Genomic DNA, 24,599 nt, shown 5'->3' on the forward strand with positions numbered 1-24,599 from the left:
ACATGGGACGAAGCCACCACGATGCCCTCGAACCGGGAACGGACGGGACCGCGACCGCGGAGACGGACGAACTGTTCGCCGTGCTCTCGAACGCGAACCGGCGGTTCGTCCTCACCCACCTCGCCGAACGCCAGCGCGCGCCTGCCCTCGGCCCGCTCGCGGCCGCGATGGCCGAGTGGAGTGACGAGCTCGACCGCGAAGACGCGAAGATAGCGCTCCACCACGTCCATCTCCCGAAGCTCGAAGACGCCGGCTTCGTCGAGTACGGCGACACCGTCGAACTGACCGACGCCGCCCCCGAGTCGTTCGACGCCGCCGACCTGCTGTAGGACTGTCGTGGACGGACGGGCTCGCGATACTCTCCTTTCTTTTCGACGCCACTCCTCACTACCCGCGGGGATCGGGACGGATCGGCGACCGCGGCGGTACTCGTCAGCAGAGAACAGTCGAGAGCAGGGCCGTACAGCGGATACAGCCGTGGTCGACGCGTCAGCGAGCGCGCTCGCTCACTCGATGTTGATCGCCGGCCGGCCGGGCTGGGCCTTCCCCGCGAGGTCGCCGTCGGCGTCGTCGGCCGACTGGACGACCACGTCGGCATCGAACTCGTCTTCGATCAGCCACGCGGCCCGCTCCAGCGTCGCCAGTTCCTCGTCCGGTGCGAGCACCTCGCCGAGCGCTTCGCGCTCGGCCTGCAGGTCCTGTGCGAAGTCAGCGGCTGCGTCGCCCTGCTCGCGGATCTCGTCGTGGCCCATCAGGTCGCCGATGAGGTTGTCGGCGTCGGACTCGCGGGCGAGTTCGTGGGCGCGCGTCTTCCACTCGGGGGCGACGGCCAGCGTGATCCGCTCGGGGTCCTCGATGCCGACCGTCTCGACGATGTCGCGCACGTCCTCGCGGGTGTTCTCGACGAGACGGCGAGCCACGTCGTAGTCGGCGGGCAGGTCGCCGCTCGGCCACTCGGCCTCGGCGAGCAGTCCCTCGCCGCCCAGCAGGTCCCAGACCTCCTCGGTGACGTGGGGCGCGACCGGTCCGAGCAGCTTCGCGACCGTCCGGACGCCGCGCTCGACGGTCGCGGGGTCGGCGCCGTCGCGCTCGTGGTAGCGGCGCAGCAGCGAGACCAGGTCGCGGACGGCCTGCAGCGCGTGGTTGAACCGGAAGGCCTCGAACTCCTCGGTGGCCGTCGCGGCCGCGGCGTCGATCTCGCGGTCGACGTAGGCGGCGACCGGGTCCACGTCGCTCCCGCCGTCGCTGCTCGCAACGACCTCGTCGGCGAGGCCGTAGAGGTTCTGGAGGAACTGGTGGGCCGACTCGACGCCCTCGGGACTCCAGGCGAAGTCCTTCTCGGGCTGGGCCGCCTCCATGATGAACAGGCGGGCGGTGTCGGCGCCGTACTCCTCGACGATCTCGGTCGGGGAGACGCCGTTGTCGCCGGACTTGGACATCTTGTTGCCGTCCTCGCCCAGCACCATCCCCTGGTTGGTCAGGTTCTCGAAGGGCTCGCGGACCCCGTCGACCAGCTCGATGTCGTCGAGGACCTTCGTGAAGAAGCGGGCGTACAGCAGGTGCATCACGGCGTGCTCGATGCCGCCGACGTACTGGTCGACGGGCATCCAGTCGTTGGCCCGCTCGGTATCGAACGGCGCGGTGTCGAGACCCGGCGAGAGGAACCGCAGGAAGTACCACGAGGAGTCGACGAAGGTGTCCATCGTGTCCGTCTCGCGCTCGGCTGGGCCGCCGCACGACGGACAGTCGACGTGCTTCCAGTCCTCGGCCGCATCGAGGGGGTTACCGGTCGTCTGGACGAACTCGGGCAGTTCGACCGGCAGATCCTCGTCGGGGACCTCGACGTAGCCGCAGTCGTCGCAGCGGACCATCGGAATGGGCGTGCCCCAGTAGCGCTGGCGGGAGATGCCCCAGTCCCGGAGGTTGTACTCGGTGCGGTGTTCGCCGTCGAAGACGTCTACGAACCGCTCGCGGGCCTCCTCGCTGGTCAGGCCGTCGTAGTCGCCGCTGTTGACGAGCACACCGTCGGACGAGTCCGACGAGCCCTCGACCTCGCTGAGGTCGAGGACGCCGTCCTCGGGGTAGGCCGCTTCCTGGACGTCCACGTCTTCCGGGTCGACCTCGGCGTCCTCGGTCGGTTCCACGACCTGCACGATGTCGATGTCGTGGGCCTCGGCGAACTCGTGGTCGCGCTCGTCGTGGGCGGGCACGGCGTACAGCGCCCCCGTCCCCACGTCGGTCAGCACGTAGTCGGCCACGTACACCGGGATCTCCTCGCCGGTGGCGGGGTTGACGGCGTACTCGCCGGTGAAGGCGCCGGAGGTCACGTCGAGTTCGTCCTCGTCGGCCTGCTCGGCCTCCCGGATGTACTCGGCGACCTCGTCGTTCTCCTCGGCGATCGACTGTGCCACCGGATGGCCGGGCGCCAGCGAGAAGAAGGTCGCCCCGTGGATCGTGTCCAGCCGCGTCGTGAAGATGTCCACGTCGCCGTAACCGGGGATCTCGAAGGCGACGCTCGCGCCTTCCTGCTTGCCGATCCAGTTGCGCTGCATCTCCCGGACGTTGTTCGGCCACCCCTCCAGTTCGTCCAGGTCCGCCAGCAGTTCCTCGGCGTAGTCGGTGATCGTGAGGAACCACTGGTCCATCTCGCGGTGCTCGATAGGGCTGTCACAGCGCCAGCAGATCTCGGCGCCGGCGGCGTCCTCTTCGACCTGCTCGTCGGCCAGCACCGTCTCGCAGGAGGGACACCAGTTCAGTTCGGCGGCCTGTCGCTCCACGAGCCCTTCCTCGCGGAACCGCTTGAACAGCCACTGGTTCCACTGGTAGTAGTCGGGCTCGCAGGTGGTGATCTCCCGCTCCCAGTCGTAGCCGAAGCCCATCGACCGGAACTGCTCGGTCATCGAGTCGATGCAGTCCATCGTCCAGTCGCGGGGGTTGGTGTCGCGCTCGTTGGCGGCGTTCTCGGCGGGGAGGCCGAACGAGTCCCAGCCCATCGGGTGGAGGACCTCCTCGCCGCGCATCCGCTCGAAGCGCGCGAAGGCGTCCGTGATCGTGTAGTTGCGGACGTGGCCCATGTGGAGGTCGCCCGACGTGTAGGGGAACATCGCGAGGACGTACTTCGGGTCCTCGGCGTCGTCGGGGATGCGGAACACACCCTCCTCGTCCCACGTGCGCTGCCACCTGGGTTCGACCTCGGCGTGGTCGAACCCCCGCTCTCGCTCGCGTTGCTCTCCGGTCCCGGCGGTCATGGTCTCACGTCGGACAGCGACGTTGCTATACCTTTCCCTTCGCTGGGACGGGCCCACACGGTCGAACGGGGCGAAACCAGCAGTGGTGCGTCACCGTTCCGGTCGCAGATACGTGGCCGTCGCTTCGGCGATCTGGTCGGTGAACGCATCAGTGACCGATCCCTGTACACCGACGACGTGTAAATCATCTTTCAGCGTTGCTACACTCCACGGTAGCACGAAACTCTGGTCTCGTGGTTCGCCCCGTCTCCACGCATCACCCGGAACGCGGATACTCTCGGTGTGGTGGCTCTGTGTCGTGAACGCGACCGCGATAGACTCCTCGTCCGGATAGGGTAAATCCGGCCCTGACACGACAAGCCAGGGCCGCGGATTCTCGGTATCAGCGTTGAACGGGTCGGAGGCCCACACGACTGTCCCGCGATCGACCACCGTCTCTCACCGTTCCCTCTGGTCGCCGCTCTCTGGTGGATCGACCGCCGTCTGCGACCATGCCGCGACTTCCTCGTCCGAGAAGCCGCCGTCACGGTCGTCGACAGTCGCTGCACCGAGCGCACCGGCGGACGCGATTGCGTGTTCGGCGTCCGCAACCGACCAGTATTCCCCGCGGTGATCGACGACATCGTACGACTCGAGACGGGCCAACGTCGGCCCGACGCTCCCCTGGGGGACGTCTACGGCGTCAGCGATTTCTCGCTGTCGAAACGCTCGATCGGCGTTTTTGAGCAGAAACCGATAGATTGCACCCTGCGTCGTATCGGGCGAGAGGTCCGGCCGGCCGCCCTCGTCCTCGTCTATCGTTCGAAATTCGTCCCTCGATATCGGCATCTGGGTACTCATTTGTATTCGATAGTATTAGATGTTATCTCCGCATACCCTATCGCTCCGCTCGTGACTGCTGCCGTGGTTTTACGTCCGCCCGCTCCCTCTCTCCGGTATGCGCGTCGCCTCCCTGCTGCCGTCGGCCACCGAGATCTGCTACGCCCTCGGGGTCGAACCCGTCGGCGTCTCCCACGAGTGCGACTGGCCGCCCGAAGCCGCGGACCTGCCGACGCTCGACCGCTCGCGGATCGACTCCGACCGGGACAGCGCCGACATCAACGAACAGGTCGCACAGGCCGAACGGGACCACGGGAGCGTCTACGAGATCAAACTCGAGACGCTCGAACGAGTCGACCCCGACGTCGTCGTCACGCAGGGCGTCTGCGACGTCTGCGCCGTCGACACGCTGCTCGTCGAGGAGGCCATCGCCGACGCCGGCATCGACGCCGAGGTACTCACGACCGACGTGCACAGCCTCGCGGACCTGTACGCCGACGTCGAGCGCTTCGGCGAGGTGTTCGACCGCGAGGAACGCGCCGCCGAGGTGGTCGCGGATCTGCGCGGACGGGTCGAAGCCGTCCGGGAACGAACCGCCGCTCTCGACCCCGACGAGCGGCCGAGCGTCGCGGTGTTCGACTGGCTCGACCCGGTGATGGTCGCCGGCCACTGGATGCCGGAACTTATCGAGGCGGCCGGCGGGACGTACCCGATGGCCGACACCGGCGACCGCTCGACGCCCCGCGAGTGGGCGAGCGTCCGCGAGGTCGATCCGGACGTACTCGTCGCCGCGCCCTGCGGGTTCGGCCTCGACCAGGCGCTCGACAGCCGCGACGACCTGACCGACCGGCCGGGGTTCGCGGATCTGACCGCCGTCGAGTCGGGCCGCGCCTACGCGATGGACGGCCACTACTACGTCAACCGGCCGGGTCCTCGACTCGTCGACACGCTGGAACACCTCGCCGGGCTGCTCCACCCCGACCTGTTCGATGCTCCCCCGGAGGACGTCGCGTGCGACCTCAGCGCCGACGAATCCGTCCGGGCGGAGACGAAGCCCTGAGACGCCGCGACCGGGAACTACTTGCCGACGCCCGGACACGTCGGATCGAATGCCCTCCTCGAAACCGTTCATCGACCCGACCACGGGCGAACTGGACACGGACCAGATCCTCGCGGAAGCGGTCCCGATCGGCAAGCTCGTCCTGTTGTTCGGCGCCGTCAGTCTCGTCCCTTTCGGCCTCACGTTCCTCGCGCTCGGCAACTCGCTCGTGGGCGTGCTACTGGCGGCGCTCGGCCAGTTCGTCCTCGCGGTCGGCGCCGCGGTCGTTCTCATTTACGCCGTCGCTCGCGGGAGACAGCTATCGGGCGAAGACGCGACGTGAACGGGCCGAACCGATGGCTACCCGTCTGAGATATCGAAAGGCAGTGGAGGGGTGGTGGGGATGGGGGGTTGCCCCGAACGAAGTGGATGGCTTCGTTGACCCGTGTGTGCGGGCAACTGTTCGGATACCCGCAGTTGGTATAGAGATTGGGCCAATTTACTTAGGTAGTCCCACCGCCGTTTGCCAAATAATAAGAGTTTAATGTCAAATCTTGCGACTCCGGATCCGTTCGAGACGGCTGCTTCAGCGGGCAAAACGCCCGATCAGGGGGTCGCGATAGCGGCCAGCCCGACGTAGACGTTCGTCAGCACGACGACGGCGCCGAGGGCGATCACGCAGAGAAACCACGCGCGCCAGCCCGGCACGCGTTCGACGACCTCCCGGCACTCCAGCAACACCACGCCGGCGTACAGCACGACCGCGGCTTTCAGAACCAACATCAGCATCGGGTCGTGGCTCAGCAACAGTCGGATCCACGGGTTCGCCTCCAGCGACGGGCCCGCGAAGGCGGTGGCGACGAGCGTCGACGCGGCGTCACCGAACCCCCAGACGAGGACCAGCGACAGCACGAGTTCGACGTAGCCGGGCGCTTCCAGTCGCATCTCCGAGAGGTCGAGCGCGTCAGCGAGCGTCTCTGGCTCTGTCCCTGTCATGAAACGGAAGCGGGTACCACTCCAGTGAAAGATCGCCAGTACCCCCGCATAAAACCTCGCCGCGGAGTATCACGGCTGAGAGTCGCCCTGCGGGCGTCCGCCGAGCGACGCGTCTTCTCAGTCCGCCCGGACGGCGCAGCTCTCGGAGTACTCCACGTCGCGCACCGAGTCGATGGGGTCGTCGCCGCAGACCGGACACGACGGGTTCGGCCGGACGGTGACCTCGTCGAAGGTCATCTCGGCGGCGTCGTAGACGACCATCCGGCCGTCCAGCGACTCGCCGACATCGACGAAGTACTTCACCGTCTCCGTGGCCTGAATGCCACCGATAGTGCCGGGGAGGACGCCCAGCACGCCCGTCGTCGCACAGTCCGGGACCGCACCCTCGGGCGGGGCCTCGGGGAACAGACACCGGTAGCAGGGACCCTCGCCGGTGAACGTGGTCACCTGTCCCTCGAAGCGGTAGATGGCGCCGTGGGAGAAGGGGACGCCGGCGAGCGTGCAGTAGTCGTTGAGCAGGAATCGCGTCGGGAAGTTATCGGAGGCGTCGACGACGAAGTCGTAGCCGTCGACCAGGTCGGCGACGGTCTCCGGCGAGACGGCCGTCTCGTGGGTCTCGACGGTCACGTCGGGGTTCAGGTCGCGGACGAACTCCGCGGCGCTGTCGACTTTCGGCCGGTCCACGTCGGCGTCGCCGTGGACGACCTGTCGCTGGAGGTTCGACCGCTCGACGACGTCGTGGTCGGCGATGCCGACGGTGCCGACGCCCGCGGCCGCAAGGTACTGGAGGACGGGCGATCCGAGTCCGCCCGCGCCGACGACGAGGACGCTGGCGTCGAGCAGGGCCGCCTGCCCCTCCGGCCCCACGTCGTCCATGATGATGTGACGGGAGTAGCGGTCGAGTTGCTCCGGGTCGAGGTCCGGCGCGCTCATACCCCCGAGTACCGGGTCGAACGGAATAAGCGGTCCGCTCCGGTGGAGTCGCTCCGAGTTCGTCCGTTACTCCTCGACGAGGCGCTCGACCGCCTCGTTGATGTCCGACACCTGGTCGGTCTGGGCGTCGGCTTCCTCGGCGATCTCGGCCGTCGAGTCGGCGATCTGCTCGGCGGCGGTGGTCGACTGGTCGACCATCGACGCGACCTCCTCGGTGGAGGCGGCCTGCTGGTCGGTCGCCGCGGCGACCTCCTGGATACCGTCGTTGACTTCCTCGACGGCCTGGTGAATGTCTTCGAGCACGCCGATGGCGTCCTCGACCATCTCGATGCCCTCCTCGATCCGCTGGCCCGACTCCTCGATCGTCTCGACGGCGTTCGCCGTGTCGTCCTGGATGCCCGCGACCATCTCCTCGATGGTGCCGGCCTGGTCCTGAGACTCCTCGGCTAGGCTCTTGACCTCGTCGGCGACGACGGCGAAGCCCTCGCCGGCCTCGCCCGCGCGGGCGGCCTCGATCGAGGCGTTCAGCGCCAGCATGTTCGTCTGGTCGGCGATGTCGTTTATCACCTCGACCACCTCGTCGATCTCGCTGACGCCGTCGCGGATCGTGAGCACGTCGTCGGCGACGCTCTCGGAGGCGTCGTGGATGTCTTCCATCGCCGTCGAGATGTCCGTCGCCGAATCCTGCCCTTCTTCGGCGAGTTCACGGGCGGTCGAACTGGCCGAGGATACCTCCTCGGAGGAGGAAGCGATCTCCTCGACCGCGGCGCTGAGGTTCGACACCTCGTCGGCGACCTGTGACATCCCCTCGTACTGCTCCGCGGCGTGCTCGCGGATCTCGTCGATCTCCTCGGCGATCTCGATCGACGAGCCCTGTAACTCCGCGAGCGACGTCTGGATCTCGCTCGCGGCCTCCGCGTCGTATCCCTCGTCGCGGTCGATCCCCTCCGCGATGTCACTCTGGATGTCTCTGTCGATGTCCTCGTCGATACCACCGTCCGCGTCGACGTCTACTTCCGCCGCTCCGGCGCCGGAATCTACCATCGTACTCGGACCGCAGGAGTACCCCTCCTAAAAAGTACGCTCCCGATTATTGCGTCTGAAACTGCGGGGCACCCTCAGAGGTCGTAGAGTGCGCCGAACTTCTCGGTTGCGTAGTCGACGAAGTAATCGGCGGTGAAGCCCTCGCCGGTCGCCTCGCGCACGAGGTCGTCGGTCTCGTAGCGGCAGCCGTGGCGGTGGACGTTCTCGGTGAGCCACTCATGCAGCGGGTCGAACTCGCCGGCGCGAACCGTCCCGTCCAGGTCGTCGATGTCCTCTTCCGCGCTGGCGTACAGCTGGGCCGCGAGCACGCTCCCCAGCGAGTACGTCGGGAAGTAGCCCAGCGAGCCGTGGGTCCAGTGGATGTCCTGCAGGCAGCCCTCGCTGTCGGTCTCGGGTCGCACGCCGAGGTACTCCTCCATCTTGTCGTTCCACACCTGCGGCACTTCCTCGACGTCCAGGTCGCCCGAGATCAGGTCGCGTTCGATCTCGAACCGGAGGATGATGTGCATGTGGTAGGTCAGCTCGTCGGCCTCGACGCGGATGAGGTTGTCCGGGTAGATCTGGTTGGCCGCCTCGTAGAACGCCCGCGGGGAGGCGTCGACGCCCAGGTTGTCCTCGACGGTGCCGGCGAAGTGCTCCCAGAAGGGCAGCGAGCGGCCGACGTGGTTCTCCCAGAGCCGTGACTGCGATTCGTGGACCGTCAGGTCACGCGACTGGCCCAGCGGCGTCCCGTAGTGCTCGTCGGGCAGCCCCAGCGTGTAGGTGGCGTGACCGAACTCGTGGATCGTCGACCCGATGGCGCCCATCGGGTCCGCGGGGTCGAAGCGAGTCGTCACGCGCGCGTCGAACTGCGTCCCCGTCGAGAAGGGGTGCGCGGCGGTGTCCAGTCGCCCGCGGTCCCAGTCGTACCCCAGGGTGTCCAGCGCCGCGCGGACGGTCTCTTCCTGATCGTCTTCGGGATACTCGCTACCGGCGAACGGGTCGGCCAGTTCGACGTCGCTGTCCTCGATCTCGTCGATGAGCGGGACGAGTTCCTCGCGCAGGCGCTCCAGCACGCGCTCGGCGGTGTCGAGGCCCAGGTACGGCTCGTAGTCCTCGAAGAGGACGGCGTAGGGGTCCCGGTCGGGGTCGATGGCCTCGGCGTACTCGCGCTTGAGTTCGATCATCTTCTCCAGCGTCGGCGCGAACGCGTCGAAGTCGTCCTCGGCCTTCGCCTCCTCCCAGACCGGCAGGGCGTTCGAGGAGGTCTCGGAGATCTCCGTGACCAGTTCCTCGGGGACTTTCACGGCGCGTTCGTGCTCGCGGCGGATCTCGCGGACGACCGCCCGCCGCTGCTCGTCGAGGTCGGCGTCGTCGAGTTCGTCAAGCCACTCGCCGACACGGTCGTCGGTCAGCCGCTCGTGGGTGACCGCCGACAGCGCCGAGGACTGCTTCGACCGGGCGGGCGTGCCCCCCTCGGGCATCGTCACCTGCTGGTCCCAGCCCAGGACCCCGCCAGCGTCGTTGAGGTAGGTGAGCTGTTTGACGTGTTCCTCGAACTCCGGGTAGGGCTCGGGCGCGGACTCGGCGTCCGACTCGGAGGGTTCGGTTGCCATACCCCACGGTTGCGCCCCGTACCGTATCAAATCACGGATCGAAACGCTGGGATCGGTACGGCGTTCCCCTGTTGCAGTTGTTTCTGGTTGTGTTAGTTGGTGCAGACGTTGCGTGAGAGCGTCTGCACTCGCCGCCGGGCGAGGAACGCCCTCGACGCGCTCGCTAGCGATCGATTGGACTACTACCGACAGGAAGCGATGAAAGCCCTCGGCGCGCTCGCGGTCGCTGCGCGGGATATCCGCGCTCGCGGTCGCTGCGCGGGATATCCGCGCTCTCGGCACCGCCCGCGCGGATAGTGCCCGCTCAGGCGACTACATGAACGCGAGCCCGCCTCGCCCTTTCAGTCCGCCAGGACAGCACAGCCCCGCACAGCGCCGCAGACGGCCACACCCTCCTCAACCGATTGCGCTCCGCGCGCCTGCGACGTGCGGTGCTCATCCCTCGCACGACTACTGTCGCGCGATGAAACGCGCGACAGCGCGCGCCACGGTGGATTGTTACGTCGCTCGCGTCGTCGGCTCTCTCGGTCCGGCGGCGTATGATTCATCACGGTTCGGCACCTTGTTGTGCTGCGACCACCCGATGGTCACGAGGCGAGTCACGGGTCACGTGGAGCGGATTCGGGGCGCACTGCGGGTAGCCTTCGCTGAAGACCACTCGCCGGGGCTCATCGCGGCGAGTTTCGCCTCCGGGATATTCCTCACGACGCTTCCCAACCTCGGCGCCGTCGTCCCGCTGTTCGCGTGGGCCGGGTATCGATTCGAGTGGGCGAGCAGGTTCGCGCTGTCCGCCGCGGTCCTAATCCTGAACCCGCTGACGAAGGGCGGGGTGTACGTCGCGAGCTTCCTCGTCGGGGCGCGAGTGCTCGGCCCGATCCCCGGCGTCAGCCGCGCCGACATCGGGCTCGACGCCGGGGCCGCCGTGCTCGTCCGATTGCTCGTGGGGAACGTGATCCTCGCGGTCGGTTTCGCGGTGGTCAGCTACGTCGTCGCCTACCGGACCGCGCTGACGGTCCACCGGCGCCGCCAGTGACCTACAGTTCGAACCGCAATTCGTCGCCTTCCTCGACGCCCCGTTCCGTCGTCCAGCCCTTGTTGACCTCCAGCACGTACTGCCCGCGACCGGGGTAGGTCTGGTTCTCGCCGTTTTCGTCGGGTCCAGGCGCGGGCGCGTGGTGAATCCGGGTTATCACGCCCTCGTCGTCGGCGTAGACGATGTCGATGCCGAAGTCCATCTCGCGCATCACGTAGGTGTGGTCGCCGACCTCCTCGTAGACGAACAGCATCCCCCGGTCCTCGGGCAGCGACTCGGTGTCGCTGAGTCCCGTGTACCGCAGGTCGCCGGTGTCGGCGATAGCGGCGGTGACGGCCCCCAGCTGCTCGCCGTCGGGCGTCCTCACCCGGACTTCGGCCGTGTCGTACCCGGGGAACACCGGGGTTCCCGTCGGCGTCGCCGACGCTGATGCGGTCGTCGTGGTAGCCGAGGTCCGTGTCTCCGTCGGTGCAGGCGTCTCCGTCGGCGTGGGCGTGCCTGTGGGGGTCTCGGTCGGCGATGCCGTCGGATCGGCCGCGGACTCGCTCGTCGCCGTCCCGCCGCCGGCGTCCCCGTCGGTCCCCGAGCCGTTCCCCAGACAGCCCGTCGCGCCGACGGCGGCACACGCCGCGAGAAACGATCGACGTCGCATACGCTTCGTTCGAGCTATCGACTGATAAGAACGACGCTACCCACACTCACCCCGACCAGGACTCGGCGACGCCGCGGTAGATGTCGTAACACCGGTCGAGGACGGCGAGGGAGACGCTCTCGCTGTCGGTGTGAGCTTCGCCGGGTTCCGAGGGGCCGCAGACCACGCACGTCGTCCCGGCCCCGGCGAGCCAGCCGGCGTCGGTCGCGTGGGGTTTGACGACCTGTTCCGGCGTCCCGTCGCCCGGGGAATCGGCGGGTTCGGCGGCCTGCGCGTCCCGAGCGGCCGCGAGCACCGTGTCGGCGAACGTGGAGTCGTCGCAGGCCATCGGCGGGAGGTCCTGATCGACGGTCCAGGTGACGCCCTCGACCGCCTCGGCGCGCTCCAGCGGGGCGCGCTCGCCGGGCACCGTCCGCTCGTCGACCGTTACCTCACAGCGCTCGGGGATCACGTTCCACGCGCTCCCGCCGCCGATTTCCGTGACCGCGACGCTGCCCGACAGGTCGTGGCCGAGCACCTCCGTCTCGGGAAAGTCGAGGTCGCGCACCACGTCGACGGCGTCGGTCGCGCGGTAGATGGCGTTCTCACCGGCCTCGGGCTCGCTGGCGTGGGCGGCGCTGCCCTCGGCGACGAGCGTGGACCCGCGCCGCCCCTTGTGCGCGACGGCGACGTCGGTGACGCCGGGGGCGGAGTAGCCGGTCGACCCCTCGCCGACGACGGCGTAGTCCGGTTCGAATCCGCGGTCGATGGCCGCCCGCGCGCCCACGCCCCCGACCTCCTCGCCGACGAACGACGCGAAGACCAGTTCCACGCCCTCGGGCGGTTCGCTGTCGCGGAAGGCCGCCAGTGCCGCGGCGACGGCTCCCTTCATGTCCGCACTTCCGCGCCCGTGGAGGCGCCCGCCGGACTCCCGAACGACGTAGCGGCCGTCGTCGCCGACCTGCGAGTCGTCCGGCGGGACTACGTCGTGGTGGCCGACGAGCGCGAGCGTGGTTTCACCCGAGCCCTTCCGGGCGACGACGTTCCCGCCGCGGCCTTCGTCGGTGCCGGCGTCGTCGCGCGCCACGGTCGCGTCGGTGTGATCGCGGAGCCAGTCTGCGAGAAAGTCGCCCGCCGCCGCCTCGCGTTCGTGGCTGGGGATCGACACGAGGTCGCGAGCGAGTTCGGCCACGTCCATACTGCCGTCGTCGACCCGCGCGGACTTCAACCCTCGCGGTTCGACCCCTGTGGGCGCCTCCGCGGCGGCCACGCCTGCTGCCATCGACTTGATCCGTCGACCGGGATCGGCTCACGTCGATACTGTCAAATTCGACCCGCCGGAACGGTCGGTACGGAACGACCGTCGTCCGGGGCACAAACGTGTTGTTTGTAATACTTTTCAGTCATGTCTTTCAGTAAGTTTTACATTACTGCACAACTCAATCCGAGATGGGATGGTCTCAGTCGAGTCCGATGCGTCGACCGGGCCTGTCACGCCGGAAGGGGGGTACCGGTGTCGTCTGGCCGTCGACGGGACGGCCGGTCGCACCGGTGACCGTATCCCGGTACTGTCGCCCGACGCGACGCGCGGGCTCCGAAGCCATTCCGAATCCACACCCACTCCGAATCCACTTCCGTTCCGAATCCGACCCACTCCGAATCCACACCCGCTCCGAACCTGACCCGTCCGGACGCGGGCAGGGTCCGGGCTCCACCCCCCGGACCTGTCGGTCGCCGGACCGGTACCACTCACATCGATCGGCCGCGGCCGTCGAGGCCGGCCGAGGCCATTCGACGCTCACCTCCACAAGAGACTTCCGACCTTTCGTCCAACGTAACTCCAATGACAACGGCCCCCGAACGGGCGCGCGACGAGGTGTCGCTCCGCGAGTCGATCCCACCGGTACGCCAGTGGGCGAAGACGTTCATCATCGGCCTGTTCATGGGGACCGCCGACGCGGTGCCAGGTGTCTCCGGGGGAACCATCGCCCTCATCGCCGGCGTCTACGAGCGCCTCATCGCCGCGATCACCGCCGTTACGCCCGGTCGGTTCGTCGACGGCGTCCGCGCACTCACACCGCTCGACGGCGGCGTGTCGCTCGACCGCGCCGCCGCCGTCCTCGAGGAGGTCGACGGCTGGTTCCTGATCGCGCTGCTCGCCGGTATTCTCTCGGCAGTCGTCGTCGTCACGCGGATCGTCGACATTGCCAACGAGGCCGCGCCGGTCCTCCTCTTCGGGTTCTTCTTCGGCCTGATCGGTGCGTCCGCGGTGATCCTCTTTCGAGCGGTCACGGTCCGGACGATCCCCGAGATCGCCGCGGCGATCGCGGGCTTCGCGGTCGCGTTCGTCGTCTCCGGGTACGGCGAAGTGCTGGAGTCCGGCGGGCTGCTCGTGGTGTTCGGTGCGGGTGCGCTGGCGATCAGCGCGATGATCCTCCCCGGGATTTCGGGATCGCTCGTCCTCGTGATCCTCAGCCAGTACGAGCGGATGTCGACGACGCTGAGCGAGTTCGTCAGCGCGCTGGCCGGCGCGGTGACCGGCGACGGAATCGCACCGGTCGTCGACCACGGGACCGTCGTCGTCACGTTCGTCTGCGGCGGTCTGGTCGGCCTGTTCACCATTTCCCGGATCATCCGCCGCGCGCTCGACGCCAACCGCGAAGTGACGCTCGCCTTCCTCGTCGCCCTCGTCCTCGGCGCGCTACGGGCCCCCGTCGTGACGCTCGGCGGCGAGGAGTACGACGTGGTCTGGAACACGCCGACTATCCAGGCGTTCGCCGGCGCTGCCGTCGTCGGCGCCGCCATCGTCCTGGCCCTCGACTGGTACGCCGTCGACATCGACCTCGACGCGGTCTGAGCGGTCGAACGGAGGCGCTCTCGAAGCCCGTCTCACGACCCGATCAAACGACCGTTTGATAGTCCGGCAGGTTATCCCCTTTTCCCGGTGACGTTCGGCCATGCGCACCGCATTCGCCGCCCTGGCTGCCCTCGTGCTTCTCGCCGGCTGTCAGGGGGTCCTCGGAGAGCGACTCGTCGACGATCCGGCCGAACCCGCCTACCCCGACGACGCCGACGATGTCGCTATCGAGTACCGCAACGGTCTCTGCAACGGGAGCTGTCCGGCGTTCTCGGTCGAGATCTGTGGCAACGGGACGGTGTTCTACGCGGGGTTCGCGAACGTGAACGCGACCGGGCTCCACCGCTACAGCGTCCCGCAGTCGAACGCGACCGCGGTGCTCAACGCCTCCTATCGCGCCGATTTCTTCGCGCTCAACGAGAGCTACCCCGCGCAGGCGGACGACATCTCCTCGCGGTGGACGCGGGTCAGAGTCGGAAACGACTCTCACAGCGTCCGCGACTACGGTTCGTCGTGGGGGACGTCGCCGGAGCGACTTGGCGAGTTCCAGGCGACGCTCCTCGAACGAGCCGCCGTCGCGCCGCTGATCCGCGGTGGCGACCGCGACATCGAAGACGAGCGATACGAAGAGATCGAAGAGCGTCGACCATTCTGCTCGTGAGTGTTCCGATGCGACGTTCTGCCCTCACAGTCTGCTTCGCGGGCCTGTTCGTGCTCTCGGGGTGTCTCGGGGGTGGCGTCTTCGGTAGTGGGACTGCCACACCGTCCGCGGAAGCGCTCGGTGAACGATCCGGGATACCCGACTATCCGGGCGAGATCGAGAACGTCTCGATCCGCTACGAATCGCATATCTGCGGTGGCACCTGCTCGGCATTCGCCGTTGAACTCTGCGGGAACGGGACCGTCTACTTCGCGGGCGTGAAAGACGTGAACGCGACCGGGATCCACCGGTACGAGGTTCCCCAGCGGAACGTCACTGCGGTCCTGAACGCGTCGTACCGTACTGAGTTTTTCGCGAAGGGCGAGAAGATAGGCGGCGACGGCGAAGCGCACTTCGAGCAGTTGACGGTGCGGATCGAAAACCGGTCGAAAAGAGTCACCTACGTCCATCCCTGGCCGTCGGAGTCGACAGGGGACCTCTCCGCACTCGAGTCGACCTTGGTAAACCGAACGAACGCGCGACCGCGTATCGGTGACAGCCCCGACAACGAGTTCGCGGGAGACGGCCGAGCGCTGTACGAACGGATGCCGTTCTGCAGGTGACCGCCGGTCAACTCAGGAACAGCCGCCGGCCGGCCCGCTCGTGTTCGGCCGAGCGGACGTCGACCAGCGGCGCGAACGGCGTCATGTCGTCGAGTGACCGATCCGCGCTCTCCTCGACGGCGTCGACCATCGCGGGCCGGAGGTCGTCGAGGACGCGCTGAACGTCGGTGTGACCGAGCCGCATGAGCCGCTGGGCGGCGCCGAGCTGGGCCGTCGCGAACTCGTGGCAAGCCAGCAGGCACGCCTCGCGGACGGCCACGCCGGCCAGCCCGGTGACGACGCCGAGCGCGACGGCGTAGTTGCCGGGCGCCTCGCCGGCGTCGACGGCCTCGCCGTAGGCCTCCAGCAGGTCGTCCTCCCGGAGATCTCGCTGGAGTGCCAGCAACCGGTCGCCGGTCCGCTCTGAGCTCTCGCGGAACTCCGCAGCCAGCGTGACGGCGGTGAGCCGCCGGTCCGCGCGTTCGACCGCGGTCAGATCGCCCTCGGCTGCCGCAGCGTGGGCTGCTCGGAGCGCGACCAGGTCCGCCCGACCGTGCTGGCGTCGGAGGACCGTCTCCACGAGGTCTCGGAGGTCCCCGGGTTTCTCGACCCGGTCGGCCGCGACGAACTGCTCCAGCGCGTAGGAGACGCTGTCGGTCCCGACCGGGAGGAACGAGTCGGCCAGCCGGAGCGATTCGAGGGTCGCCTCGTCGCTCACGAGTCCTCACCTCCGTCGGAATTGCCACCCGGTTTCGGGTCGAGCGACCGCACGCCGTGATCGTGGGAGTGTGAATGGTCTCCCTCACCGTGGCTGTGCGCGTGGCCGTCTTCGCCGTGGCTGTGAGAGTGGTCAGCCCCGTCGCCCTTGTCGAACAGCGTCGGCGGGACCTCGTCGTACTCGATCGTCGCGCCGTCCGGGAGGTGCGGTTCGACAGTCGCCTCCATCCGCTCGCGGCTGTCGGCGAGCGGGAGGTAGGCGCGTTCGCCCTCGACCGCCAGATCCCAGTGGCGGTTTCCGACGGCGTGGCCGAGTTCGAGCGCGGTCGTCACTGCCGCGCGGTCTGGAGCGGCAACACCGCCGAAGTCGATCGCCATCGCCTCGATAGCTTCGAGCGAGACGACGACCAGCCGGTCCCCGGTCGAGAGCACGTCGCCGTCGCGTAGCTCGCGGGCGACGACGACGCCCAGATCGGTCCCGTCGTCGGCGGTCGTCCGGAAGCGCGAGCGGCGGCGCTCGGTCTCGTCGACGGCGACGATGAGGGGGTCGCCCGCGTCGACGCGCTCGGCGACCGCGTCGTCGTCGAGCGTCCCGACGAACTCCTCGGCGACCAGCATCAGGGCCTCCTGGAGTCGGGGGCGCCGACGCCGAGCAATTCGGTCCTTGCCTCGTCCCACGCCGCGCGGAGCGGGGCCGTCACCGTCTCCGCGCGGTGGCCGAGTGCGCGCACGACGACGCCGGCGTCGTTCGGGAGGTGCGTCGCACCCGCGCGAACGGCGTCGTCGCTGTCCGCCACGTTCGACTCCGCGGTGTCCGTCGCGACCTCGTGGAGCCGGTCGCTCAGCGCCTCCGGATCGACGCCGTCGGCGGGGACGAGCACGTACAGCGTCCCGAGGACGGCGAACTCGCCCATGACACCCACGGCAGACGGGTCGGCCTCGTCGGGCCGGAGGTGCGTCGCGTCGTCGACGAGCAGGCGGCCCTCGCGGCGGACGCGCAGGCGCGAGAGGTACCGCTCGAACGCGAAGCGCTCGCCGCGGGCGAGTCGACCGGGGACCACGACCTCACCGACGACGGCGCTCGCGTCGGGGGCCACGTCGAGGTCCATCCCCTGGAAGAACCGCGAGTCCTCGTGGAGGATCGTCGGCTCGGGCACGTAGTCGAGGTGGCCGCCGCTCCCGACGGACAACGACACGTCCGCGGCGGCGTAGTTGCGCGCCATCGAGAGCACCTTCTGTGAGCTCTGCGTGGAGACGTGGGCGACGGCGTCGGCGCCCACCGCGACGTCGACGTCGTGGCGGTCGCCCTGCGCGACACCGCCGGTGGGCGACTGGACGTACACCGTCTCCGCCTCGGGGAGCGGGTCGTGGCCGAGCGTCCCGCTGACGTGGAACGGCGCCCGGGCCAGATCCCGGACGAGGTTCGTCTCGCCGGTCCCGTCGACCTCGAACCGGAGTTCGAGCCGACCGGCTTTGCCGGGCGAGCCGACGGCCGCTGCGGGGACGGACTCGGTCGCGTACTCGGCGAACGCCGGGTGCGGCGGCTCGTCGGCAGTCTCGTCGCGGCGGCTCGGCGGCGCCGGAGGGCCGTCGGGCGGCTCTTCCCCGGTATCCGGGCTGTCGGCCGCCATCTTACGCGAAGAGCACGCTCTCGCTGACGTGCTCACGGACCTCTTCGATCCCCTCGCCGGCCTTGCAGTTCGTGAAGACGAACGGGCCGTCGCGGACCTCGTCGGCGTCCGATTCGAGCACGTCCAGGTCCACGTCGACGTGGGGAGCGAGGTCGGTCTTGTTGATGACGAGCAGGTCACAGTCGACGACACCGGGGCCGCGCTTGCGCGGGATGTCCTCGCCCTCCGCCACCGAGATGACGTACAGCGAGTAGTCGGCGAGTTCCGGGTTGAACGTGGCCGCGAGGTTGTCGCCGCCGCTCTCGACGATCACCAGATCCAGCTCCGGGTGGTCGGCGAGGAAGTCGTCGATCTGCGCGAGGTTCATCGACGGGTCCTCGCGGATGCCGGTGTGCGGGCAGGCGCCGGTCTCGACCCCCTCGACGAGGTCCGGCGGGACGACGCCCGAGAACCGCTCGCGAAGCGCGTCGGCGTCCTCCTGTGTGAGTACGTCGTTGGCGATGACGCCCACGTCCAGGCCCGCGTCGCGCAGTCGCGGGACGAGTTCGGTGACCAGGGCGGTCTTGCCCGAGCCGACGGGGCCGCCGATGCCGACCGTCGCCACGTCACGGTGGGTGAGGCTCACGAGTCGGCCTCCTCCGTGGAACCGTCGCTGGACGACTCCGCCGCGTCCGTCGACCGGATCGGGTCGTGGACGGTCACGAGCTTCGTGCCGTCGGGGAAGACGGGTTCGACCTGGATCATGTCGACCATCTCGGGGACGCCGGGCATCACGTCGTCGGGGTCGAGCAGCTGGGTGGCCTCGGCGCGGATGTCGGCGACCGACCAGCCGTCGCGGGCGCGCTCGACGCACCAGTCGGAGACGTACGCGACCGCCTCTGGGTGGTTCAGCCTGACGCCGCGCTCCTTGCGGCGCCGGGCGAGCTCAGCGGCCATGAAGACCGTCAACCGCTCCTGTTCTTTGGGTGTTAAGTTCATCGTGGGATCTTAGAGCATGTACCGCTGTGCGAGGGGGACTTCCTCGCTCGGTTCGCACGAGACGACCTCGCCGTCGACCCGCACCTCGAAGGTCTCGGGGTCGATCTCGATGTCGTCGGGGCAGTAGTCGTTGTAGTGCATGTCGTCCTTCCCGGGCGTCCGAGCGCCCGAGACGGGGACGACGGGCGTGTCGAGACCGTACTCCTCGCCGACGCCAGACTCGGCGGCGGCCGGGCTTACGAAGGAGAGCGAGAGGGCGTGTTTCGCCTTGCCGATGGCGCCGGCGCGCGGGCGCTGTTTGATCGGCTCGCAGGTCATCAGCGAGCCGTTGGCCTCGCCCATCTCCGAGTACGTCGGGAACCCGCCCTTGAACGTCATCGCGGGCTTGACCCCGAAGAAGGACGGATCCCACAGCACCACGTCGGCGAGCTTGCCGGGTTCGAGCGTCCCGACGTACTCGTCGATACCCGCCGAGATCGCGGGGTTGACGGTGTACTTCGCCAGGTAGCGCTTGACGCGGACGTTGTCGGCGTCGTCGCGGGTGTCCGCGGCCTCGTCCTCGGGGAGGGGGCCGCGCTGGGCCTTCATCTTCGAGGCGGTCTGCCAGGTCCGAGAGACGACCTCGGCCTGCCGGCCCATCGCCTGGGAGTCGGAGGTCATCATCGAGATGGCGCCCTCGTCGTGGAGCACGTCCTCGGCCCCGATGGTCTCCGCGCGCACGCGAGACTCGGCGAAGGCCACGTCCTCCGGCACGTCGGGGTTGAGGTGGTGACAGACCATCACCATGTCCAGATGTTCGTCGAAGGTGTTCACCGTGTAGGGCATCGAGGGGTTCGTCGACGAGGGCAGCATGTTGGGCTGGCCGACCATCTCCATGATGTCCGGCGCGTGGCCGCCGCCGGCCCCCTCGATGTGGAACAGGTGCATCGTCCGCCCGTCGACGGCGGCGAAGGTGTTCTCGACGAACCCGGCCTCGTTGAGCGTGTCCGTGTGCATACACACCTGCACGTCCTCCTCCTCTGCCACGTCGAGGCAGGTGTCGATGGCGGCGGGCATCGACCCCCAGTCTTCGTGGAGTTTCAGCCCGCAGGCGCCCGCTTCGAGTTGCTCGCGGAGGGGTCCCGGCTTGGAGGCGTTGCCCTTCCCGTAGAAGCCGACGTTGACCGGCCACTCGTCGGCGGCCTGCAGGAAGCGCTCGACGTTCTTCGGCCCGGTCGTGCAGGTCGTCGCGCCGCCGCCGTAGCCGCCGCCGAGCATCGTCGTGATCCCGGAGGCCAGCGCGTGGTCGGGCAACTGCGCCGAGTTGAAGTGGACGTGGATGTCCAGCCCACCGGGCGTGGCGATCTTCCCCTCTGCGGGGTAGACGTCCGTCGAGGGGCCGACGACCATGTCGACGCCGTCCATCGTGTCGGGGTTGCCGGCTTTGCCGATCCCTGCGATCTCGCCGTCGCGGATGCCGATGTCCGCGGCGACGATCCCCAGTACGGGGTCCATGACGAGCGCGTTCGTCAGCACCCAGTCCAGTGCGCCCTCTTCCTGCGTGGTACCCGGCGACTGCCCGAGGCCGTCGCGGAGGGTCTTCCCGCCGCCGAAGACCGCCTCGTCGCCGGGCGTCCGGAGATCTTCCTCGACTTCGACGAACAGTTCGGTATCGCCGAGGCGGACCCGGTCGCCCTCTGTCGGCCCGTACAGTTCGGCGTAGGCTTCACGGTCGACCTCGCGAGTCACGGCGCGTCACCTCTGGAGGAATCGTCGCCGGGTTTGTCCTCGTCGTCGAGTTTCCCGGCCTGGCTCGGGATACCGCCGAACCCCTGTCGCTCGGCGCGCTCGACGGCCGCGGCGGCATCGCCGTCGACGCTGCCGTTCACGAGGCCGTTCATCCCGTGGGCGACGCGCTTGCCGCCGATGGCGACGAGTTCGACCGTCTGCTCGTCGCCGGGTTCGAACCGGACCGCTGTGCCGGCGGGGATGTTCAGGCGCTTGCCGAAGGCGGCCTCGCGGTCGAACTCCAGCGCGGCGTTGGCCTCGAAGAAGTGGAAGTGCGACCCGACCTGCACGGGGCGATCCCCCGCGTTGCCGACCGTCACCTCCACGGTCTCGCGACCCTCGTTTATTGTCACGGGCTCCTCGCCGGGGATCACCTCCCCGGGGACGGCGTCGTCATCCATGCCGTACCACGTCCGTCGACAGTTGCGCCTGATAGTCGATCATCTGCGCGATTATTTGGCGACCCACCTCAAGCCGGTTCCCTTCGGCGCAAATAGCACCGCGCGCCCTCGAATACTACACCGTTCGTCCGATTCTACGCCGAGAAATTCGGAGATCGATCAGCTGTCGTCGCCGGCGAGCCGCTCGCGGGCCGCGGCGACGGTCAGCGGGACGTCGTCGGTCAGTCCGTCGAACAGGCGGACGACCTGCGGGGGCCGCAGGTCGCAGTCGGTCAACAACTCAACGTCGGTGAGGATCTCGCGGGTGGGGCCGGTCGCGGCGACTCGTCCGGCGGCGTCGAGCAGGATCACGCGGTCGGCGACGTGCGGGACGAGTTCCGTCTCGGGCGTCGAGACGACGAGCGTGACTCCCTCGGCGGACAGGTCGTCGAGCAGGTCGAGGATCGTCGACCGGTTGGCGGCGTCGACGTTGCTCACCGGCTCGTCAAGCAATAGCGCGTCCGGTTCGACCGTCAGCGCGCTCGCGAGCGCCGCCCGCCGCTGTTCGCCGCCGCTGAGCCGGAAGGGCGGTTTCTCCAGCAGTTCCCCGAGGTCAAGCCGGTCGGCGACGCGCTCGACGCGCCGGTCGGCCTCGCCGTCGGGCAGACCCTGTTGAGAGGGGCCGTAGGCGAGATCCTCGCGCACCGTCGGGTTGAACAGGTAATCTGCCGGGTCCTGCGTGAGGACACTCAGCCGGTCGCGGACGGCGTCGGCGTCGTCGGTCTCCCCGAAGTACCGGACCGTCCCCGCGTCCGGCTCGATCAGCCCGCCGAGGATCTGGAGGAGCGTCGACTTGCCGGCCCCGTTCGGGCCGAGCAGCGCGACCCGCTCGCCGTCGGCGACGGTCACGTCCACCCCGTCGACCGCGGAGGTCCCGTCCGGGTAGGCGTAGCGGAGACCCTTCGCATCGATGGCCGGTGCTGGGCTCCCGTCCGCGTCGGTCACGCGAGGACCACTCCCAGCACGGCGCCCGCGACGACCAGCCCGAAGGCGGCGTCGGCAGCGCCCGGAGTCTCCCGGGCGCGGATCGGGGTCGTGCCGCTGCCCCCGCGAGCCCGCGCGGCGCGCTGGACGCGCTCGCCCCGCTCGACGCTCCGCAGGAGGAAGGTCCCGAGGAAGTTGCCCGAGTCGCGCCACGTCCGCCGCAGGTCCGGGTCGGTCACCGTCCGGCTCCGCCGCGCTCGCACCATCCGTTCGAGTTCGGCGAAAAAGAGGAGGAGGTAGCGGTAGGTGATCGCGAGCAGCGAGACGGCGATAGCCGGGGCGCGAAGCCGGCGGAGGCCCGCGAGCACGTCCGCGAACGGCGTCGTCAGCAGGAGCAGGGAGAGGAAGCCGACGCAGGCCGCGACGCGGACGGTGAAGACGGCCACGTACTCGACGCCGGCGGCCGACAGCGGGGTCGACCCGAGCGTCGGACCGCCCATCAGCAGCGCCTGCGGCGCCACGGCGACCAGCGCGAACGCCGGAGGCCCGGCGAGTCGACCCGCGAAGGTCCGCGCGGGGACCCGGGAGACGGCGGCGAGCGCGACGGCGAGGCCGGCCATCGCCGCGACGGTCGGCAGGTCTCGGCGAGTGACCGTCAGCGCGACGAGCGCGACGAGGCCGACGAGCTTGACGCTCGGCGCGACCGCCTGCAGGAAACCCGGTCGCTGGGGGACGTCCTCGGCGAGCAGGAACCAGCGGGCGCTGTCGGCCAGCGCGGCGAGCGTCCGATCGAGTGGGTCGATGCGAGCCATCGGGATCGAGCGTCAGGCCGACCCGTCGGCGTCGGTCCCGAGCAGGCGGCCGAGGCCGAGCGCGACCAGCAGCGTCAGTCCGGTCCCGACGACCGCGGAGACGAACGTGCCCGCGGCGCCCCCGAGCCCGGGGACGCCGTAGTCCGGGAACGGCGCGGCGTCGACCGACTCGGCGTGTTCGGTCGCGCCGGTCGCCTCGGCGGCGTTCTCCAGCGGCTCGGCGTAGCCGACCTCCGCCGCCGCCCAGCCGAACACCGGCGCGAGCAGCGCGAGGACGAGCAGGACGGCGAGCGCCCGCGGGAGCCACTCGGGAGCCCACTCCGGCGCCATCAGGCACTCACCTCCGGGGTCGTCTCGGGTCGCAGGTCGGGTCGGGCGTCGACCAGATAGCGGTAGACGACGGCGGTGATCGCCCCCTCGACGAGGCCGAGTGCGAGGTGGCCGCCGCCCATCACTGCGAGCGTGCTCAGGACCTCGTACTTGAACGCCGAGGAGAGGCCGAGCTGGAGGCCGGCGGTGAGCGCGCCGGCGGTGATGCCGAGCCAGCCGGCGGCGAAAGCGGCGCGGAACTCGCCGTGGGGGGCGACCGCGCGGTAGACCGCGTAGCCGACGTACACCTCGACGACGGCCATGTTGAACACGTTCGCGCCGAGGACGAGGAGGCCGCCGTCGCCGAAGACGAGCGCCTGGATCGAGACGACGGTCGCGACCGCGAGCGCGCCGAGGTGCGGACCGAGCAATATCGCGGCGAACGCCCCGCCGACGAAGTGGGCGCTCGTCCCCCCGGGGATCGGCCAGTTGAGCATCTGTGCCGCGAATATCCCCGCGGCGACGACGCCCAGCAGCGGCGCCTGCGCGTCCGAGATCTCGCCGCCGACGCGCCGGGCGGCGTAGCTCAGGGCCGCGATCGAGAGCGCGCCGAACAGCAGCGCGAGCGGCAGGTCGACGTACCCGTCCGGGATGTGCATACCTGTCCGCTCCCCGCCGCGACGGATAATATTTTCTCATCGTGCAGTATTACTCGGTGCGGTCCGGGCGGTGGGATCGCAGTTCGCGCCCGCGACGGCGGGTGGCCACTCATATTACGCGGTCCGTCCTAGCCGGGGGCATGGGAGACGACATCGACCGCATCAGCCTGACGCTCCCGGCGTCGATGGTCGAGCGCCTCGACGGCATCGTCGACGACTGGGAGTACGACAGCCGGTCGGAGGCGATCCGCGACTCGCTGCGGGACTTCTTCGCCGACTACGAGTGGGAGCGCGGCGGCGACGCGCGCCACCACGGCACGATCGTGATCGTCCACGACCACCACGTCGACGGCATCGCCGACGAACTCCAGACCGTCCAGCACGAGATGGCCGAGGCGATCACCTCGGTCCAGCACATCCACCTCTCCCACGACACGTGCATGGAGACGCTCGTCGTCGAGGGGTCTGCCGGCGACATCACCGAACTCGCCAACCGACTGCGGGCCATCGGAGGCGTCCAGCAAGTGAAGGTCGTCGTCGTCGACGAGTGATCACTCCGGATCTCCGTCAGATCGAATCTGCCCGCTCGTTCTGATCGTTCATTCATTGTCACTTCCGCCCGTGGATCGATTCGCGACCGCCATCGCGGCTCGATTTCCGTGGGAATCCAGAAAACACTACGTTCAAAATATTCTGCGGGATACTATTCGAACATCAACTAATTCCGCTGCGACCTAACATATCCTAATATCCAAGGCAAGGGTATTGGACATCTATAATACGGGAGTGCAAACCCTTATTGGGCATCTGCGAAATCGAAGGGACGTACGAATATGATGGACGCTCGTGCGGGTATGTTCCGGTACAGTGGTGGAAATAGTTCAGTGGCGGCCGAGAATAATGCGGATCGTAACTTCGGGGGTGC

27 protein-coding genes are annotated in these 24,599 nt (G+C 68.7%); 8 read left to right on the top strand and 19 right to left on the bottom strand.

The window, feature by feature from the left end; translation table 11 throughout:
- The first annotated feature begins 2 nt into the window (after positions 1 to 2).
- A complete protein-coding gene (locus AB2U09_RS11390; protein ID WP_459192841.1) occupies positions 3 to 329 on the top strand; it encodes a DUF7344 domain-containing protein in 327 nt (108 codons plus the stop codon).
- Positions 330 to 506: 177 nt separating this feature from the next.
- Here the strand turns inward: AB2U09_RS11390 and leuS are convergent, their stop codons facing one another.
- Together leuS and AB2U09_RS11400 are read right to left on the bottom strand one after the other, a co-directional pair.
- A complete protein-coding gene (leuS, locus tag AB2U09_RS11395) occupies positions 507 to 3,248 on the bottom strand; it encodes a leucine--tRNA ligase (RefSeq protein ID WP_459192842.1) in 2,742 nt (913 codons plus the stop codon).
- Positions 3,249 to 3,686: 438 nt separating this feature from the next.
- Positions 3,687 to 4,076, bottom strand: a complete 390-nt coding sequence (locus tag AB2U09_RS11400) for a MarR family transcriptional regulator (RefSeq protein WP_459192843.1) — start codon at positions 4,074 to 4,076, stop codon at positions 3,687 to 3,689.
- A 109-nt stretch (positions 4,077 to 4,185) separates the two neighbouring features.
- Between AB2U09_RS11400 and AB2U09_RS11405 the strand changes: the two genes are divergently transcribed.
- Together AB2U09_RS11405 and AB2U09_RS11410 are read left to right on the top strand one after the other, a co-directional pair.
- Complete coding sequence (locus tag AB2U09_RS11405; protein WP_459192844.1) at positions 4,186 to 5,127, top strand: ABC transporter substrate-binding protein; 942 nt, start codon at positions 4,186 to 4,188, stop codon at positions 5,125 to 5,127.
- A gap of 49 nt (positions 5,128 to 5,176) precedes the next feature.
- Positions 5,177 to 5,449: a hypothetical protein gene (locus AB2U09_RS11410; protein WP_459192845.1), complete on the top strand. Its 273-nt coding sequence runs from the start codon at positions 5,177 to 5,179 to the stop codon at positions 5,447 to 5,449.
- A 263-nt stretch (positions 5,450 to 5,712) separates the two neighbouring features.
- Here AB2U09_RS11410 and AB2U09_RS11415 read toward each other — a convergent pair whose 3' ends face one another.
- The 4 genes from AB2U09_RS11415 to AB2U09_RS11430 form a co-directional block, all read right to left on the bottom strand.
- Complete coding sequence (locus AB2U09_RS11415) at positions 5,713 to 6,102, bottom strand: DUF5658 family protein (protein ID WP_459192846.1); 390 nt, start codon at positions 6,100 to 6,102, stop codon at positions 5,713 to 5,715.
- A 117-nt stretch (positions 6,103 to 6,219) separates the two neighbouring features.
- Positions 6,220 to 7,035 (bottom strand): SAMP-activating enzyme E1, encoded by an 816-nt coding sequence (gene ubaA, locus AB2U09_RS11420; RefSeq protein ID WP_459192847.1) that lies wholly within the window; start codon positions 7,033 to 7,035, stop codon positions 6,220 to 6,222.
- A 66-nt stretch (positions 7,036 to 7,101) separates the two neighbouring features.
- Complete coding sequence (locus AB2U09_RS11425; protein WP_459192848.1) at positions 7,102 to 8,079, bottom strand: methyl-accepting chemotaxis protein; 978 nt, start codon at positions 8,077 to 8,079, stop codon at positions 7,102 to 7,104.
- 74 nt (positions 8,080 to 8,153) lie between these two features.
- The gene (locus tag AB2U09_RS11430; protein WP_459192849.1) at positions 8,154 to 9,674 is read right to left on the bottom strand and encodes a carboxypeptidase M32; all 1,521 of its coding nucleotides are present in this window, start codon (positions 9,672 to 9,674) and stop codon (positions 8,154 to 8,156) included.
- A gap of 610 nt (positions 9,675 to 10,284) precedes the next feature.
- Between AB2U09_RS11430 and AB2U09_RS11435 the strand changes: the two genes are divergently transcribed.
- Positions 10,285 to 10,707 carry a DUF2062 domain-containing protein gene (locus AB2U09_RS11435; protein ID WP_459192850.1) on the top strand — a complete coding sequence of 141 codons (423 nt, stop codon included), beginning with the start codon at positions 10,285 to 10,287 and terminating at the stop codon, positions 10,705 to 10,707.
- Between the two features lies 1 nt (position 10,708).
- Here AB2U09_RS11435 and AB2U09_RS11440 read toward each other — a convergent pair whose 3' ends face one another.
- Both AB2U09_RS11440 and AB2U09_RS11445 read right to left on the bottom strand, forming a co-directional pair.
- The gene (locus AB2U09_RS11440) at positions 10,709 to 11,359 is read right to left on the bottom strand and encodes a DUF192 domain-containing protein (RefSeq protein ID WP_459192851.1); all 651 of its coding nucleotides are present in this window, start codon (positions 11,357 to 11,359) and stop codon (positions 10,709 to 10,711) included.
- A 46-nt stretch (positions 11,360 to 11,405) separates the two neighbouring features.
- Entirely contained in the window at positions 11,406 to 12,536 is a 1,131-nt protein-coding gene (locus AB2U09_RS11445) for a M20 family metallopeptidase (protein WP_459193271.1), read from the bottom strand.
- Between the two features lie 645 nt (positions 12,537 to 13,181).
- Between AB2U09_RS11445 and AB2U09_RS11450 the strand changes: the two genes are divergently transcribed.
- The 3 genes from AB2U09_RS11450 (at position 13,182) to AB2U09_RS11460 (ending at position 15,458) form a co-directional block, all read left to right on the top strand.
- Positions 13,182 to 14,195, top strand: coding sequence for a DUF368 domain-containing protein (locus AB2U09_RS11450; RefSeq protein WP_459192852.1), 1,014 nt, complete (start codon positions 13,182 to 13,184; stop codon positions 14,193 to 14,195).
- A gap of 100 nt (positions 14,196 to 14,295) precedes the next feature.
- Complete coding sequence (locus AB2U09_RS11455) at positions 14,296 to 14,856, top strand: DUF6438 domain-containing protein (protein WP_459192853.1); 561 nt, start codon at positions 14,296 to 14,298, stop codon at positions 14,854 to 14,856.
- 8 nt (positions 14,857 to 14,864) lie between these two features.
- Positions 14,865 to 15,458 (top strand): DUF6438 domain-containing protein, encoded by a 594-nt coding sequence (locus tag AB2U09_RS11460; protein ID WP_459192854.1) that lies wholly within the window; start codon positions 14,865 to 14,867, stop codon positions 15,456 to 15,458.
- Between the two features lie 7 nt (positions 15,459 to 15,465).
- Here AB2U09_RS11460 and AB2U09_RS11465 read toward each other — a convergent pair whose 3' ends face one another.
- The 11 genes from AB2U09_RS11465 to AB2U09_RS11515 all read right to left on the bottom strand — a co-directional run bounded on the left by AB2U09_RS11465 (position 15,466) and on the right by AB2U09_RS11515 (position 23,674).
- The gene (locus tag AB2U09_RS11465) at positions 15,466 to 16,155 is read right to left on the bottom strand and encodes an urease accessory protein UreF (RefSeq protein ID WP_459192855.1); all 690 of its coding nucleotides are present in this window, start codon (positions 16,153 to 16,155) and stop codon (positions 15,466 to 15,468) included.
- Complete coding sequence (locus tag AB2U09_RS11470; RefSeq protein ID WP_459192856.1) at positions 16,152 to 16,772, bottom strand: urease accessory protein UreE; 621 nt, start codon at positions 16,770 to 16,772, stop codon at positions 16,152 to 16,154. Before AB2U09_RS11470 ends, AB2U09_RS11465 begins: the two co-directional genes overlap by 4 nt.
- Positions 16,772 to 17,785: an urease accessory protein UreD gene (locus AB2U09_RS11475; RefSeq protein WP_459192857.1), complete on the bottom strand. Its 1,014-nt coding sequence runs from the start codon at positions 17,783 to 17,785 to the stop codon at positions 16,772 to 16,774. Before AB2U09_RS11475 ends, AB2U09_RS11470 begins: the two co-directional genes overlap by 1 nt.
- Position 17,786: 1 nt before the next feature.
- Positions 17,787 to 18,410 carry an urease accessory protein UreG gene (gene ureG / locus AB2U09_RS11480; protein WP_459192858.1) on the bottom strand — a complete coding sequence of 208 codons (624 nt, stop codon included), beginning with the start codon at positions 18,408 to 18,410 and terminating at the stop codon, positions 17,787 to 17,789.
- Positions 18,407 to 18,763 carry an urease subunit gamma gene (locus AB2U09_RS11485; protein WP_459192859.1) on the bottom strand — a complete coding sequence of 119 codons (357 nt, stop codon included), beginning with the start codon at positions 18,761 to 18,763 and terminating at the stop codon, positions 18,407 to 18,409. The genes ureG and AB2U09_RS11485 overlap by 4 nt, the downstream gene beginning before the upstream one ends.
- Positions 18,764 to 18,772: 9 nt before the next feature.
- Positions 18,773 to 20,491: an urease subunit alpha gene (ureC, locus tag AB2U09_RS11490; protein WP_459192860.1), complete on the bottom strand. Its 1,719-nt coding sequence runs from the start codon at positions 20,489 to 20,491 to the stop codon at positions 18,773 to 18,775.
- Positions 20,488 to 20,931, bottom strand: a complete 444-nt coding sequence (locus tag AB2U09_RS11495) for an urease subunit beta (protein WP_459192861.1) — start codon at positions 20,929 to 20,931, stop codon at positions 20,488 to 20,490. Before AB2U09_RS11495 ends, ureC begins: the two co-directional genes overlap by 4 nt.
- A 159-nt stretch (positions 20,932 to 21,090) precedes the next feature.
- Positions 21,091 to 21,915: an energy-coupling factor ABC transporter ATP-binding protein gene (locus AB2U09_RS11500; RefSeq protein WP_459192862.1), complete on the bottom strand. Its 825-nt coding sequence runs from the start codon at positions 21,913 to 21,915 to the stop codon at positions 21,091 to 21,093.
- Entirely contained in the window at positions 21,912 to 22,706 is a 795-nt protein-coding gene (cbiQ, locus tag AB2U09_RS11505; RefSeq protein ID WP_459192863.1) for a cobalt ECF transporter T component CbiQ, read from the bottom strand. The genes AB2U09_RS11500 and cbiQ overlap by 4 nt, the downstream gene beginning before the upstream one ends.
- A gap of 12 nt (positions 22,707 to 22,718) precedes the next feature.
- Complete coding sequence (locus AB2U09_RS11510; RefSeq protein WP_459192864.1) at positions 22,719 to 23,036, bottom strand: PDGLE domain-containing protein; 318 nt, start codon at positions 23,034 to 23,036, stop codon at positions 22,719 to 22,721.
- Positions 23,036 to 23,674 carry an energy-coupling factor ABC transporter permease gene (locus AB2U09_RS11515; protein ID WP_459192865.1) on the bottom strand — a complete coding sequence of 213 codons (639 nt, stop codon included), beginning with the start codon at positions 23,672 to 23,674 and terminating at the stop codon, positions 23,036 to 23,038. Before AB2U09_RS11515 ends, AB2U09_RS11510 begins: the two co-directional genes overlap by 1 nt.
- 140 nt (positions 23,675 to 23,814) lie before the next feature.
- Here AB2U09_RS11515 and nikR point away from each other — a divergent pair, with 140 nt between their 5' ends.
- Complete coding sequence (gene nikR / locus AB2U09_RS11520) at positions 23,815 to 24,225, top strand: nickel-responsive transcriptional regulator NikR (RefSeq protein WP_459192866.1); 411 nt, start codon at positions 23,815 to 23,817, stop codon at positions 24,223 to 24,225.
- Positions 24,226 to 24,599 lie beyond the last annotated feature (374 nt).

This window comes from Halosimplex yunnanense (genome assembly GCF_054504345.1).

Bases quoted from the DNA above. Each gene is read 5' to 3' on its own strand.
- AB2U09_RS11390 (WP_459192841.1), top strand. From the start codon at position 3: ATGGGACGAAGCCACCACGATGCCCTCGAACCGGGAACGGACGGGACC.
- leuS (WP_459192842.1), bottom strand. From the start codon at position 3,248: ATGACCGCCGGGACCGGAGAGCAACGCGAGCGAGAGCGGGGGTTCGAC.
- AB2U09_RS11400 (WP_459192843.1), bottom strand. From the start codon at position 4,076: ATGCCGATATCGAGGGACGAATTTCGAACGATAGACGAGGACGAGGGC.
- AB2U09_RS11405 (WP_459192844.1), top strand. From the start codon at position 4,186: ATGCGCGTCGCCTCCCTGCTGCCGTCGGCCACCGAGATCTGCTACGCC.
- AB2U09_RS11410 (WP_459192845.1), top strand. From the start codon at position 5,177: ATGCCCTCCTCGAAACCGTTCATCGACCCGACCACGGGCGAACTGGAC.
- AB2U09_RS11415 (WP_459192846.1), bottom strand. From the start codon at position 6,102: ATGACAGGGACAGAGCCAGAGACGCTCGCTGACGCGCTCGACCTCTCG.
- ubaA (WP_459192847.1), bottom strand. From the start codon at position 7,035: ATGAGCGCGCCGGACCTCGACCCGGAGCAACTCGACCGCTACTCCCGT.
- AB2U09_RS11425 (WP_459192848.1), bottom strand. From the start codon at position 8,079: ATGGTAGATTCCGGCGCCGGAGCGGCGGAAGTAGACGTCGACGCGGAC.
- AB2U09_RS11430 (WP_459192849.1), bottom strand. From the start codon at position 9,674: ATGGCAACCGAACCCTCCGAGTCGGACGCCGAGTCCGCGCCCGAGCCC.
- AB2U09_RS11440 (WP_459192851.1), bottom strand. From the start codon at position 11,359: ATGCGACGTCGATCGTTTCTCGCGGCGTGTGCCGCCGTCGGCGCGACG.
- AB2U09_RS11445 (WP_459193271.1), bottom strand. From the start codon at position 12,536: ATGGACGTGGCCGAACTCGCTCGCGACCTCGTGTCGATCCCCAGCCAC.
- AB2U09_RS11450 (WP_459192852.1), top strand. From the start codon at position 13,182: ATGACAACGGCCCCCGAACGGGCGCGCGACGAGGTGTCGCTCCGCGAG.
- AB2U09_RS11455 (WP_459192853.1), top strand. From the start codon at position 14,296: ATGCGCACCGCATTCGCCGCCCTGGCTGCCCTCGTGCTTCTCGCCGGC.
- AB2U09_RS11460 (WP_459192854.1), top strand. From the start codon at position 14,865: ATGCGACGTTCTGCCCTCACAGTCTGCTTCGCGGGCCTGTTCGTGCTC.
- AB2U09_RS11470 (WP_459192856.1), bottom strand. From the start codon at position 16,772: ATGCTGGTCGCCGAGGAGTTCGTCGGGACGCTCGACGACGACGCGGTC.
- AB2U09_RS11475 (WP_459192857.1), bottom strand. From the start codon at position 17,785: ATGGCGGCCGACAGCCCGGATACCGGGGAAGAGCCGCCCGACGGCCCT.
- AB2U09_RS11485 (WP_459192859.1), bottom strand. From the start codon at position 18,763: ATGAACTTAACACCCAAAGAACAGGAGCGGTTGACGGTCTTCATGGCC.
- AB2U09_RS11495 (WP_459192861.1), bottom strand. From the start codon at position 20,931: ATGGATGACGACGCCGTCCCCGGGGAGGTGATCCCCGGCGAGGAGCCC.
- cbiQ (WP_459192863.1), bottom strand. From the start codon at position 22,706: ATGGCTCGCATCGACCCACTCGATCGGACGCTCGCCGCGCTGGCCGAC.
- AB2U09_RS11510 (WP_459192864.1), bottom strand. From the start codon at position 23,036: ATGGCGCCGGAGTGGGCTCCCGAGTGGCTCCCGCGGGCGCTCGCCGTC.
- AB2U09_RS11515 (WP_459192865.1), bottom strand. From the start codon at position 23,674: ATGCACATCCCGGACGGGTACGTCGACCTGCCGCTCGCGCTGCTGTTC.
- nikR (WP_459192866.1), top strand. From the start codon at position 23,815: ATGGGAGACGACATCGACCGCATCAGCCTGACGCTCCCGGCGTCGATG.